At 70.8% G+C, this 12,459-nt stretch carries 9 protein-coding genes and 1 pseudogene; 3 read left to right on the top strand and 7 right to left on the bottom strand.

Translation table 11 applies throughout. The features are described from left to right. Window positions 1-13: 13 nt before the first annotated feature. The 3 genes and pseudogenes from MWN52_RS02120 to treA all read right to left on the bottom strand — a co-directional run bounded on the left by MWN52_RS02120 (window position 14) and on the right by treA (window position 4,621). Entirely contained in the window at window positions 14-1,993 is a 1,980-nt protein-coding gene (locus MWN52_RS02120) for a sensor histidine kinase (RefSeq protein WP_286577664.1), read from the bottom strand. 471 nt (window positions 1,994-2,464) lie between these two features. After that, window positions 2,465-2,815, bottom strand: a complete 351-nt coding sequence (locus MWN52_RS02115) for a response regulator (protein WP_286577663.1) — start codon at window positions 2,813-2,815, stop codon at window positions 2,465-2,467. A 125-nt stretch (window positions 2,816-2,940) separates the two neighbouring features. Continuing rightward, window positions 2,941-4,621, bottom strand: a pseudogene (treA, locus tag MWN52_RS02110) (alpha,alpha-trehalase TreA). 30 nt (window positions 4,622-4,651) lie between these two features. On the opposite strand from treA, the gene MWN52_RS02105 reads away from it, so the two are divergent. Next, entirely contained in the window at window positions 4,652-5,182 is a 531-nt protein-coding gene (locus tag MWN52_RS02105; RefSeq protein WP_130530374.1) for a M48 family metallopeptidase, read from the top strand. Window positions 5,183-5,222: 40 nt separating this feature from the next. Here MWN52_RS02105 and MWN52_RS02100 read toward each other — a convergent pair whose 3' ends face one another. Further along, complete coding sequence (locus MWN52_RS02100) at window positions 5,223-6,698, bottom strand: SulP family inorganic anion transporter (RefSeq protein WP_131658661.1); 1,476 nt, start codon at window positions 6,696-6,698, stop codon at window positions 5,223-5,225. A 232-nt stretch (window positions 6,699-6,930) separates the two neighbouring features. Between MWN52_RS02100 and MWN52_RS02095 the strand changes: the two genes are divergently transcribed. Next, entirely contained in the window at window positions 6,931-7,098 is a 168-nt protein-coding gene (locus MWN52_RS02095; RefSeq protein WP_130536023.1) for an oxidoreductase-like domain-containing protein, read from the top strand. An 88-nt stretch (window positions 7,099-7,186) separates the two neighbouring features. On the opposite strand, the gene MWN52_RS02090 is transcribed toward MWN52_RS02095, so the two are convergent. The 3 genes from MWN52_RS02090 to MWN52_RS02080 all read right to left on the bottom strand — a co-directional run bounded on the left by MWN52_RS02090 (window position 7,187) and on the right by MWN52_RS02080 (window position 11,571). Then, window positions 7,187-8,101 carry a hypothetical protein gene (locus tag MWN52_RS02090; protein WP_286576382.1) on the bottom strand — a complete coding sequence of 305 codons (915 nt, stop codon included), beginning with the start codon at window positions 8,099-8,101 and terminating at the stop codon, window positions 7,187-7,189. 8 nt (window positions 8,102-8,109) lie between these two features. Next, window positions 8,110-10,323 carry a M1 family metallopeptidase gene (locus tag MWN52_RS02085; protein WP_286576381.1) on the bottom strand — a complete coding sequence of 738 codons (2,214 nt, stop codon included), beginning with the start codon at window positions 10,321-10,323 and terminating at the stop codon, window positions 8,110-8,112. 345 nt (window positions 10,324-10,668) lie between these two features. Next, complete coding sequence (locus tag MWN52_RS02080) at window positions 10,669-11,571, bottom strand: LysR family transcriptional regulator (protein ID WP_286576379.1); 903 nt, start codon at window positions 11,569-11,571, stop codon at window positions 10,669-10,671. A gap of 85 nt (window positions 11,572-11,656) precedes the next feature. On the opposite strand from MWN52_RS02080, the gene MWN52_RS02075 reads away from it, so the two are divergent. Continuing rightward, complete coding sequence (locus MWN52_RS02075; RefSeq protein ID WP_286576378.1) at window positions 11,657-12,433, top strand: NAD(P)H-dependent oxidoreductase; 777 nt, start codon at window positions 11,657-11,659, stop codon at window positions 12,431-12,433. Window positions 12,434-12,459 lie beyond the last annotated feature (26 nt).

The following is a 12,459-nucleotide window of genomic DNA, read 5'->3' as shown; positions in this document are numbered from 1 at the left end:
GATGCGCATCCGCTCACTCCACGGCCGCGGCATTCGTCAACGGCAAGCGCAGACGGAAGGTCGCGCCGGCACCGGCGCTGTGCAGCGTCAACGTGCCACCGAGGCGCACGGCGATGCGCCGGACCAGATACAGCCCCAGGCCCGCGCCGGCGGTGCCGCCGCTATCGCGACCGCGTGCGAACTTGTTGAAGACGCTGGCCTGCTCGTCCTGCGGAATGCCAGGGCCTTCATCGGCCACGGCGATGACCACCGAGGCGTCCTCCACTCGGGCGCTCATGCGGACAGGCGCTTCCGCGGGCGAGTACTTCAGGGCGTTGGTCAGCAGATTGTCCAGGGCGATGCGCAGCAGACCGCGGTCGCTGGTCAGCGTCGGCGCCCCAGCGAGATCGACCTGGACGCGCTCGCGCGCCGGCTCCATCGCATCCAGCGCCTCGGCGATCAGCGGCGCCAGGGCGAAGGTGGTGAGCTGGAGCACGCCCTCCTCGGACAGCAGATGTTCGTTGTCGAGAAAGCGCTCGATCAGTCCGTCCATCCGCTCCACCGAGGCCTGGATCTTCTCGATCCGGCGCTGGTTCGCCGGCTGCAGCGTGGTCTCGGTGTCGCGCAGCATCTGTCCGCTGGCATGGATGATCGCCAGCGGCGTGCGGAATTCGTGCGACAGCATGGTCACGAACTCGCGCTGTTCCTCACGCAGGCGCTGTTCGGTGGTCAGCGCCTGGCGCAGGCGCAGCTCGGTGGCCTGGCGCTGGGCGATCTCCTCGTCCAGTTCGCGGGTGCGCTCACGCACCTTGTGTTCCAGCGATGCCTCGGCGCGCTGGGAGGCGGTCAACGCCAGCGCCAATGCGTCCTGCCGCTCCTTCTCGAGCGTATAGAAGCGCTGGGCGAAGCTGAAGGTCAGCAGCAGCAGGTGCAGGGTCAGGCCCAGCGCCAACGGCGCGCCACCGCGCATGAACGGTGTATTGGGCAGCAGGCCGAGATTGATCAGGAAGGCCCGGAAGAACGCCAGATACAGCACCGAGAACGCGACCAGATACAGCCTGGCCATCGCGTTGCCACGCCAGGTCAGATAGGCCGCCGCGAGCAGCAGCAGCGGAATGCTGAGCAGGCTCATGCCCTGGATCCAGGGCATGACCGTACCGAACGCGCCCAGCAGGAAGCCGACGCAGGCGCAGGCGACCACACTCCAGACCACGACCTCGTAGACGCGCGTGGACCGCGGGAAGTAATCCTGCAGGCGCATCAGCCGGACGCTGAAGGACACCGCGATGCCCACGCTCAGCGCCATCACCACGCCCAGCACCCGGTCGCCACCGTCGGCCATCTCCACATACAGGAACGGGCCGACCAATCCGCGGGTCTTGTACACGGTGTAGGCGCTGCTGGCGATGTAGGCGACATACCAGCGCACCGGCCCGGCGCCGCTGCGTGTCCAGATGAAGGCGCCGGCCAGGCACAGGGCGATGACGAAGCCGAGGAAGACGCTGCCTTGGGTCGCGGCCAGTCCTTCCTGGGCCAGCAGGGCCTGCGGTTCCCACAGCTTCAGCGCCACCGTCATCGCGTTGCGTTCGGTCAGGCGCAGGTACAGCTCGGGATAGCGGCCGTCCGCCGCCTCGAGCTGGAACACCGGCGTACGCATCAGGTAGGGGTACTCGCGCAGCGACACGTCCTCGCCGCGCCGCAGCTCGCGGAAGCTGCCATCGGGCCGCGGCAGGTACAGGCGCACGGTGTCCGCCAGCGGCGCATCCACCTGTAGCAGCAGGACCCGCGGCAGAGGCGGCATGCGGTCCAGCCGCAGCCGCAGCCAGACCGTATCGGGGATGTAGCCGAGATTGAACTCCGGCGGCACCGGCTGCAGCGCGGCGCGCGCGGCCACGGTGCGCACATCGAGCGTGCCCTGCGGATCGCGCAGCATCTCCACCTGACCGTCCAGCGCGATGTAGTTGCGGCCCTGCTGGCTGATCGGCTCGACCCAGCCGCAACCGCCGAGCAACATGGTCAAGATCAGCAGCAGGCCCTGGAACAGCCACGAAGCCCTAAGGCGAGCCGGACGGAACGGATGCCTGGGCGAACGGTATCGCAGGAACACGACGCGGGACCGGCGTGGTGGGCCCCGCATCGCCGAGGCACGATCTGGCACCTGATCGGGACCAATGAAAGCGATGGATCGCACAATTCTCATCGCGCGGGTCCGGCTTGTCCATCATCGCCGGTCCGGCCTGACGCCATCGCAAGCGGCGCGCGGACCCAGTGTCGAACGGCGGCGGGTGAAACGTTCCGAAATGGATTCATATCGCCTCCCTGGCGCCGAGCCCTTGAACGCGGCTCGCTGTATCAACCGGTTCCTTCGGTTACGAGAGACCACGCGCGCCTGCTGGCCAACACGCGTTCCCCCGTCGTCATGATCCTCATACCTCGCAATGCCGCCATCCTCCTTTTAAGTGCAACGCACGCGCCGGGCCGAGCCCTACTGCGGCAGACAGCCACGCACCATCGCCATCAGATCCGCCAGCGAGAACGGCTTGCGCAGCAGCTGCATGCAGGGCCCGAGGAAATCCGGGCGCTCCAGCGCTTCCTCGGCGTAGCCGGTCATGAAGATCACCGGCAGCGCCGGCGCCATGGCGCGCGCCGCGTCGGCCAGTTCGCGCCCGCTCATGCCCGGCAGGCGCACATCGGTCAGCAGCAGGTCGAAGGCCGGCTGCGTGCGCAGCTGGTCCAGCGCCTGCTCGGCATCGCCGGCCTGCACGATCAGCAGGCCTTCGTCGGCCAGCACGTCGGCGGCCATCTCGCGGATGAGTTCGTTGTCGTCGACGAGCAGCACCCGTCGTTCCTGCAGCTGGGTCATGGGTCCGAGGCACATGTGGCGTCGCAGGACCGGCTCCGCTCCCGCGCCGGCCCCGCATGAAGGGGCCCGATCATAAGCGCAGACGCGTGGCGGGGCTGTCAGCGCGCCGACGGCGGGTACAGGTCCAGCAGGCGCAGGGTCACCCCGTTGGTCCAGCCGAAGCCGTCCTGGTTGGGATACTCGCCACCGCCGGCGCGCTGGCCGCTGACCAGAACGTCGTACTTCTCGGTGAGCTTGTGCTCGGCGTCGAACACGCCGGACACCCGCGCCAGGAACGCGCGCCCGATGCGCTCGGCCAGCGCGTCCTGGCCGTAGCGGCGCAGGCCATCGACCGCCACCCACTGCAGCGGCGCCCAGCCGTTGGGCGCGTCCCACTGCTGGCCGCTGCGCACCGGCGTGGTCACCAGCCCGCCCGGGCCGACCAGCTGCGCCTGCACGGTGGCCGCGGTGCGCTGGGCGTGCTCGGGCGAGGCCAGCCCGGCGAACAGCGGGAACAGCATCGCCGCGGTCACCCGGTCGCGCGGGGCGCGCGTGCGCAGGTCGTAGTCGGCGTAGTAGCCGGCCGGGTTCCACAGATGCCGCTCGATGGCGGCCTGGCGCTGCGCGGCGCGGGTGGCGTAGTCGATGCGGCAGGCGCCGGGCTGCTGGGCACAGGCCGCGGCCAGCGTGGCCTCCAGGTGGTACATCAGGCTGTTGAGATCCACCGGCACGATCTGCGTGGTGTGGATGCTGCCCAGCTGCTGCGGATCGTCGAACCAGCGGCTGGAGAAGTCCCAGCCCGATTCGGCCGCCGCGCGCAGGTCGCGATAGACCTCGCCGGCCGGCCGCGCGTCGCGCACCTGCGCGGCGGTGGCCACATCGTGCGCCCAGGCCTCCTGGCGCGGGATGTCGCGGTCGTCCCAGTAGCGGTTGAGCAGGCTGCCGTCGGCCAGGCGCACCACGCGCGCCGAGGCCTGGCCGGGCTTGAGCGCCTCGCTGCCGCGCATCCAGTAGGCGTACTCGGCCTGCAGCTGCGGCAGGTAGCGGCGCCGGACCTCATCGCCCTGCTGCGCCGCCGCCTCGCTGACCATGAAGGCGAAGAACGGCGGTTGCGAGCGGCTGAGGTAGTAGCTGCGCGTGCCGTTGGGAATGTGCCCGTAGGTGTCGACCTGGTAGGCGAAGTTGTCCAGCATCTGCCGCGCCAGCGCGCCGCGGCCGCTCTCGAACAGCCCCAGCATGGTGAAGTACGAGTCCCAGTAGTACACCTCGCGGAAGCGCCCGCCCGGCACCACCGTCGGCTCCGGCAGCGCCAGCGCGCTGCTGTAGGGCGGCACCTGGCGGAAGCTGCGCGTGAGCACCGGCCACAGCGCGTCGATATGGCCGCGCAGATCGGTGTCCTGGGCCAGCTTCGGCACCTGCAGCGGCGGATCCTCGTCGAAGTGCGCCGCGACGAAGGCCTTCAGATCGAAGCCCGGCTGACCGCGCGCGGCCAGGTACTCGGCCTCGACCCGCGCCGGCTCCCCGCGCACGGTCATGTCCACGAAGTGCTTCTGGTCCTCGAACACCCGGCCCATCTGCACCGCCTCGAACAGCTGCGGATACAGCTGGTCCGGCGTGGCCGGCGCGGCCGTCCTGGCCGCGGTGGGGGCCTGCGCCACCTGCGCCGATGGCGTGGCGCAGGCGGCGAGCCCCAAGGCGATGGCGGCGGTCAGCAGGCAGGCGGTGACACGGTGGCGCGGCGCCATGCGCGGCTCCTGGGTTCGAGGAAGAAGACGACGAAGATAGCCAATCGGACCGCAGCCCCGCGTGGCGGTCACGCCGCGCTGCCGCATGGCCGCGCGCCGCGGCGGTATCGTGTGCGCCATGACGCCGCTCAAGTACCTCGCCGGCTATCCCGAGCCCCTCCAGCGACAGGTCCGCGCCCTGATCGACGCCGGCAAGCTGGGCGAGGTGCTGGCCCGCCGCTACGACACCGCCCACGCCGTGCGCACCGACCGCCAGCTCTACGACTACACCCAGGCGATGAAGGAGCGCTACCTGCGCCAGAGCACGCCGCTGCACAAGGTCGTCTACGACCCCAAGCTGCAGGTGGTCAAGCATGCGCTGGGCACGCACACCCAGGTCTCGCGCGTGCAGGGCGGCCGGCTCAAGGCCAGCCGCGAGATCCGCATCGCCACCGTGTTCCGCGACGCGCCGGCGCCGTTCCTGGAGATGATCGTCGCCCACGAACTGGCGCATCTGAAGGAAGCCGACCACAACAAGGCCTTCTACCAGCTGTGCACCCACATGAGCGCCGACTACCACCAGCTGGAGTTCGACCTGCGCCTGTACCTGACGCAGCTGGAGCTGGGCCAGGCCTGATCCGTCTCCCTGGCGATCCGGTCCGGGCCCGGGCCGCACCCTACCCCGCCACGTCCTCGATGCCATCGGCCAGCAGCGGGCGGTCCCGCAGTCCATGGACCTGGACGCTGCAGCCGTGGTGCTCGAAGCGCGCACGCACCTTGTCCAGCGCGGCCAGCGCGGTGACGTCCCAGAAGCGCGCACCCTGCACGTCGATCACCACCGCCTGCCCTTCCGCCTGCCGCGGATCGAAGGCCTCGACGAACGCATCGGCCGAAGCGAAGAACACCGGACCCTGCACGATGTAGCGATGTTCCGGCGCGCCGTCGCGGCCGCGCTGCTCGGCATGGCGCACCTGCAGCGCGCTGGAGGTCTTCCACGCGAAGAACAGCGCGCTCAGCAGCACGCCCACGCCCACGCCTATGGACAGATCGTGCGAGGCCAGGGTGGCCACCACCACCGCCACCATCACCCCGCTGGACAGCCGGGGATGGGTGGACAGCGTGCGCAGCGAGCCCCAGTCGAAGGTCGAGGCCGAGACCATCACCATGATCGCCACCAGCGCCACTACCGGCACCCGCGAGACCCAGTCCTTCAGCAGCACCATCAGCACCAGCAGGAACACGCCGGCGAACAGCGTGGAGAGCCGGCCACGCCCGCCGTAGCGCACGTTGCCCACGGTCTGGCCGATCATGCCGCAGCCGGCGATGCCGCCGAACAGGCTGGCGCCGATGTTGGCCAGGCCCAGCCCCGCGCATTCGCGGCTCTTGCTACTGGGCGTGTCGGTAAGCTCGTCGACGACGCGCGCGGTCAGCATGGACTCGAGCAGACCGACCATGGCGATGGCCAGCGCCGGGCCGGCGATGATGCGCAGCGTGTGCAGATCCAGCGGCACGCCGATGCCATGCCAGGACGGCAGGCGGGTGGGCAGCTGGCCCAGGTCGGCCACGGTCTTCAGCGGCAGCCCCAGCCCCGCGGCCAGCACGGTCAGCGCCACGATGCAGATCAACGGCGAGGGAATCGCCTGCAGTCCCGGCAGCGACAGCCGCGGCAGTCCGTAGATGATCGCCAGGCCCAGCGCCAGCATCGCCCAGGTGGCCACGCCGGCGCCGGCCAGCTGAGGCAGCTGCGCGCTGAAGATCAGGATCGCTAGTGCGTTGACGAAGCCCGTGCGCACCGAGGAGCTGACGAAGCGCAGCATCACGCCCAGGCGCAGCAGGCCGAAGACGACCTGGATCAGCCCGGCCAGCACGCCGGCCGCCAGCAGGTAGGGCAGGCCGTGAGCGGCCACCAGCGGCGCGGCGACCAGCGCCACCGAGCCGGCCGCCGCCGAGATCATCGCCGGGCGCCCGCCGGCGAAGGCGATCACGATGGAGATCACGAACGAGGCGTACAGCCCCACCTGCGGATCGACCCCGGCGACGAAGGAGAATGCGATCACTTCGGGGATCAGCGCGAAGGTGGCGACCGCGCCGGCGAGCAGCTCGCGCAGGGGCCTGCGGCGCCATTGCGCCAGTTCAGAGGAGAGCAGCGACATGAAGAACCTGGAAGCGGTCGCGCCGCGCGCGGATTCAGCGCGGTCGGACAGGGGACGGGGCGCCCCATTGTGCCAAGCGCGCATAGCCGGCGCACGATCGCGCGTCCCGCAGACCGCACGCGGAGCGCCGGATCGCGCGCGCCTTGCGAGCTGCCCCACTGCATCGTGGCCGCGCCGGAGGCACAGGTGCCTGATCGCCGCCCCGGCACAGCGGGTGCGGGATAATCGGCACATGCCTGAAGACGATCCCCGCCCCGTTCCGCCCGAACCGCCGCTGCCCAGCGACTGCTGCGACAGCGGCTGCGACCCTTGCGTGTACGACCTGCACGCCGAGGAGATGACGCGCTACCGCGACCTGCTCGCCGCCTGGCGCGCGCGCCATCCCGAAGCCGATAGCTGATTGAGACCAGGCGCCTCGCTGGCTCTACCGACGCGCGATCAGCTGCGCGAGGACCGCAGCGTCGCCGCGCGCGAGCGCGGCACGCCGATCAGGCCGCTTCGTCGTAACGCCAGACCTCGGCCTCGATCGCCCGCCGCGTCGCGTCGTCGTCGACCAGCTGCGCCAGCACCTGCAGGCGCGCCAGGCGCAGCCAGCCGCCGGCCAAGGTGATGAGCTGGGTCACGCCCAGGGCCAGCCACCAGGCGCCCCAGCCGGCGCCGGAGGCGGCGATGCGCAGCCAGCCCAGCGCGGCGATCAGCAGCGCGCCCAGCACCAGGATCGCCAGGCTCAACGCCCAGGTCGCCAGCGGCCGGCGCAGGTACAGCTTCAGCGCGCGCCACCAGTGCACCACCACCGAGCGGCTGTCATCGCGCGCGGCGATGCGCGCGCGGGTCAGCTCGGTCAGCAGGTACGGCACCAGGCACAGCAGCACCGCGGCCAGCAGCGCGCCGCGCTCGGTCCAGTGGACGGTGGACTCGAGCACGGCGTCGAACCGGCGCTCGCGCGCTACGTGCACCAGCCACACGCCGGCGGCCACGAACGGCGCCAGCGGCAGCAGCGACCACAGCATCAGGCGCAGCTGGCGGCCGTATTCGCGCATGCCCTCGGCGGCCAGCGCGAACAGCCGCACACCGCGGCCCAGCCGCACCGCCGCCACCATCACCCCGGTCAGCCACGGCCACAGCAGCGCCGTGCCCCACAGCGCGGCCAGCACGCCCCAGACCGTCCCGCTGTCCTTGGCCGCGCCGCCGACCACCTCGCCCAGCACCAGCAGGCTCAGCGCGTGCGCATAGCGCGGCGCGTCGATGGCGTGGCTGAGCTGCGCATCCAGCAGCGCATACAGCGGCAGCGCCGCGACCAGGGCGACCAGCGACAGGCTGGCCCACCACAGCAGCAGCGCGCGCCAGTGCAGCGCGCGGATCGCGCCGCGCGCCAGGACCGAGAGGCCATGGAAATCGGTCATCGCGCGCCTCACAGGTTCACCAGCGCGGCCTGCAGCGCCTGCAGCAAGGCCAGGACATCGGCGCTCCAGCGCCGCGCCGCGGCGTGGTCGCCCTCGATGCGCCGGCCGTCGTCGAGCTTGCCCGCGTCCAGGAAGTGGCGCTGCTGCGGATCCAGCTGCGCCGAGACCGCACGCCGCGGGTCGACGAAGCTCCAGCGCTTCCACGGCAGCGCATCGTCCCAGTCGAAGCGGCGCGTGCTGCCATCGGCGAAGGTCACCACCAGCGTCTGCGGCACCGCCGCCCCGCGCCGGCGCACGCTCACCGTGGTGCGCCAGGCGAACGGGCCGGCCTTGGACGCCGCATCCGGATGCGCCTTGTGCCAGGCGGCCGTGCGCGCATCGGCCAGCGCGTCGGTCTCCTCCTCGCCACGCGTGACCGCCTTGCCGCCCTCGACCACGCGCCCGGCCAGCGGCGCGACCGGCTCGCTGGTGAAATCGGCCAGACTGTCGTCGAGCTTGTTCACCGCGTAGACCTGCTGGGCGAACGCACGCTCGATCAGCGCGCGCCTGCCGGTGGAGACGGCCAGCGACTCGCGCAGGTCGGCGATGGAGGGATGGCGGAACTTCCAGGTGGCGTAGTAGTCCTTGAATGCCCGCTCCAGCGCCGGCCGCCCCAGTTCCGCCTCCAGGTCGCGCATCAGCGTGGCGGTGCGCGAGTACACCGAGACATAGCCGCTGGTGTCCAGCCGGTTCCAGGAACTGGCGCCGGTGGGATCGCTCGGGTCGTCCACCTGCGCGCCCAGGCGCTCGAACTCGAACGGATCGGTCACCGGCAGATGCACACCCAGCCGGTTCAACCACGGCGGCAGCAGGTCGTAGCGGCGGTGGCCGTCGCGCAGCATGCGCTGGTCCCAGAACTCGTTGAGGCCCTCGTCCAGCATGGGCTCTTCGAACTCGTTGGAGGCCAGGATCCCGTAGAAATACCCGTGGCCGAACTCATGGATGCTGACGAAGTCCAGCGAGGCGGCGGTGGACGAGCCGGGCGGCACCTTGGCGTAGCCCTCGGCGGTGAAGAAGGTCGGGTACTCCATGCCCCCGGCCTCATCGGCGTTGTACGGCGGGATCACCACCGTCACCGAGCGATACGGATACGGCCCCAGCGTGCGCGAGAAATACGTCAGCGCGTCCTGCGTGGCCTTGAGCGCCGGCCCGGCGCTGGCCACGTATTCGGGCGCATACAGCACCTGCACCGCGACCTTCGGGCTGCCCGGCCCGGTCCAGGTGCCGCGCAATGGCGTGGCGAAGCGCTTGTCGGCGGTCCAGGCGAAGTCGTGCACATCGTCCTGCACGTAGCGGTAGCGCGTGCGCTGGTGGAAGGTCTCCGGCGCGCCCTGCAGCACCCCCGTGGCGCCGACGCGATAGTCCGAGGGCACGTCCAGGGTGACGTCGTAGCTGCCGAAGTCGGCATAGAACTCGCTGTCCAGATGGAACTCGTGCGCGTTCCAGCGCGGCGCGGTGGCGCCCCGTTCGCCGGGCAGCTCCAGCACCGCGATCTTGGGGAACCACTGCCCCACCAGATGGAAGCTGCCGAACCAGCCGGTGCGCGCGATCACCCGCGGCAGCTGCGCGGCGAAGTCGATGTCCAGCGTCGTGCTCTGCCCCGGCGCCACCGCCTGGGGCAGGTCCAGGCGGACCACGGTCATGTCGGTGGCCGGACCGCCATCGGGCTGGACGAAGGTCTGCCGCACCGCCGCCCCGCCCTGGCGCACGCTGGTCATGTCGATCCAGCCCCAGCCGTCCTTGCGCACCGGCACATCGCTGCGAAAGCTCAGTCCCAGGTCGTTCTTCTCGTGGAAGAAGGTGCTGCCGGTGTTGCGGAAGGCGTTGAGATACAGATGCAGATAGACCGCACGGACCGGCACCGCGCTGCGGTTGCGCCAGGTCAGCCGCTCCTGGCCGTCGAGGGTGTGGGTGATCGCGTCCAGCCGCACCTTGATGCGGTAGTCGACCACGCGGTCGGACAGGGTCGGTTCGCGGCCGGTGCGCGGCCCGCCCCAGGCGTCGGGCGCACTGGGGGTGCTGACCGCGCCGGCGTCGGCCCCGGCCAGGGCGATGCCATCGGCGGGGACCGCGACCGGCTGCGGCGCGACGGCCATGGGCATCGGCATGGCCTGGGCCAGCGCCCAGGCCGCACACCCTGCCAGCGCCAGTCCGACCCCGCTGGCCCATCCGCGCTTGTGCATCCCATGTCCCCAGCCGGCCTCAAGGCGGGCCGGTTCGATGACACGATGGTAAGGCTTGGCCCGATCCTGGCAACCCGGCGGGGGTGCGCATGCGCGGGGAGTGCGACTGGCAGCGCTTAGCCCCCTCCCTTTGGCCGGAGGCCAAGGGGAGGGCTGGGGAGGGGTGCTCTTCGCGGGGAGGCAAGAGCGAGAGCAAAAGCAAAAGCAAAAGCAAAAGCAAAGGCAAAGGCACCCCCTCCCGGCCTCCCCCTTCGCTTCGCGAAAGGGGAGGGGCGGTGTCTGCCGACGACTGGGAGAACGGTGAGGTTTCGCTGGACGTCTTCGCTCAACGGCACACGGCACGCGCTAAGGCTTTACGACCGCCGCCACGACCTGTGCGCGCAGCCATTGATGAGCCGGGTCGCGGTGCACGCGTTCGTGCCACAGCATCGCCATCCGGTAGCCGGGCACGGCCAGCGGCGCGGGCACCACGCGCAGGGCCGGATGTCCGCGCACCAGCCGCTCGGGCAGCATCGCCACCAGGTCGGTGCGCACCAGCGCGGACAGCACGAACAGGAAATGCGGCACCGACAAGGCCACGTGGCGCTTCAGGCCCTGCGCCGCCAGCGCCGCGTCGGTCGGCCCGTGGAAGCCACCGCCGTCGGGCGAGACGATCACCTGATCCAGCCTGCAGAACTGCGCCAGCGTCGGCCGCCGCTTCAGGCCCGAATGGCCGGCGCGGCCGACCAGCACATAGCGCTCGTCGAACAGGATGCGCTGACGCATGCCCTCCGGCGCGCCTTCCACGGTGTGGAACGCCAGATCGATCTGCCTCGCCTCGGCCTGCTGCACGATCTGCTGGGGCACCAGCCCGCGCACCGCCAGTCGCGTGCCGGGCGCGGCGGTGCGCAGGCCGGCCAGCGTCGGCAGCACGATGGTCGAAGCGGCGTAGTCGCTCGCGGCCAGCTGCCAGGTGCGCGTCGCGGTGGCCGGGTCGAACGGCGCCGGCGGCGCCACCGCCTGGCCCAACGCCTCCAGCGCGGCCCGCAGCGGCTCACGCAAGGCGTCGGCGCGCGCGGTCGGCCGCATGCCGCGCGGGCCGGGCAGCAGCAGCGGATCGCCAAGCAGTTCACGCAGCCGCGCCAGCTGCACGCTGACCGAAGGCTGCGACAGGTGCAGGCGATGCGCGGCGCGGGTGACGTTGTGCTCGGCCAGCAGCGCATCCAGCGTGACCAGCAGGTTGAGGTCCAGGCGCCGCAGATCGTGCATGGCTATAGCTGGCATTGGAAGGATTCATTTCCACTATAGCGGGGCCAGGCCTACGGTGAGCTTCTCGCTTGCCGTACTTACCGCCATGAACGTGCTGATCGTCCACGCCCACCCCGAACCGACCTCCCTGACCCGGCACCTGGCCGACACCGCGACGGCCACGCTCCTGGCGCAGGGCCACACCGTGCAGCATTCGGATCTCTACGCCATGGGCTGGAAGGCCGTGTTCGATGCGGGCGACTTTCCGGATCGCCTGGACGCGGCGCGCCTGTCCTTCATCCAGGAATCGGGCCACGCCTTCGCCAATGGGCGGCAGTCGCCGGATGTCGAGGCCGAGCAGCGCAAGCTGATGGCGGCCGATGCGCTGATCCTCGTCTTCCCGCTGTGGTGGTTCGGCATGCCGGCCATCATGAAAGGCTGGATCGAACGGGTCTGGGCCTTCGGACTCGCCTACGGCTATCGCGGCGCCGGCAACGCGTATCGCTATGGCGAAGGGGGCCTGGCGGGCAAACGCGCGCTGCTGGGCGTCTGCGTCGGCGGGCCGGAAGCGGACTACGGGCCGCGCGGCATCAACGGCCCGCTCGAGGACCTGCTGTTCCCGATCACGCACGGGACCCTGTTCTTCCCGGGCATGCAGGTGCTTCCCAGCTTCGCGGTCTACGACACCGGCCGGCTCGACGCGATCCGCGTGGCCGAAGCGACGGCGGCCTGGCAAACCAGAGTCGAGCACCTGTTCGATGACGCGCCGCTCCCCTTTCGCCCGCAGAACGGCGGCGACTACCCGGACCGCCACGTGCTGGCCGATCACCTCGCGCCCGGACGCAGCGGATTGACCGTGCACCTGGACGCCGACCCGGCCTGAGCCCTCGCCGCCTGTCGGGTACGATG

Origin of the sequence: Pseudoxanthomonas winnipegensis, from assembly GCF_030322905.1 — a bacterium.
Taxonomy (GTDB): domain Bacteria; phylum Pseudomonadota; class Gammaproteobacteria; order Xanthomonadales; family Xanthomonadaceae; genus Pseudoxanthomonas_A; species Pseudoxanthomonas_A winnipegensis.
This window is presented reverse-complemented; position numbering and strand designations above follow the sequence as displayed.

Bases quoted from the DNA above. Each gene is read 5' to 3' on its own strand.
- MWN52_RS02100 (WP_131658661.1), bottom strand. From the start codon at position 6,698: ATGTCGCTGCTCTCCTCTGAACTGGCGCAATGGCGCCGCAGGCCCCTG.
- MWN52_RS02075 (WP_286576378.1), top strand. From the start codon at position 11,657: ATGAACGTGCTGATCGTCCACGCCCACCCCGAACCGACCTCCCTGACC.
- MWN52_RS02105 (WP_130530374.1), top strand. From the start codon at position 4,652: ATGGCCGCGCGCCGCGGCGGTATCGTGTGCGCCATGACGCCGCTCAAG.
- MWN52_RS02095 (WP_130536023.1), top strand. From the start codon at position 6,931: ATGCCTGAAGACGATCCCCGCCCCGTTCCGCCCGAACCGCCGCTGCCC.
- MWN52_RS02085 (WP_286576381.1), bottom strand. From the start codon at position 10,323: ATGCACAAGCGCGGATGGGCCAGCGGGGTCGGACTGGCGCTGGCAGGG.
- MWN52_RS02120 (WP_286577664.1), bottom strand. From the start codon at position 1,993: ATGTTGCTCGGCGGTTGCGGCTGGGTCGAGCCGATCAGCCAGCAGGGC.
- MWN52_RS02090 (WP_286576382.1), bottom strand. From the start codon at position 8,101: ATGACCGATTTCCATGGCCTCTCGGTCCTGGCGCGCGGCGCGATCCGC.
- MWN52_RS02080 (WP_286576379.1), bottom strand. From the start codon at position 11,571: ATGCACGATCTGCGGCGCCTGGACCTCAACCTGCTGGTCACGCTGGAT.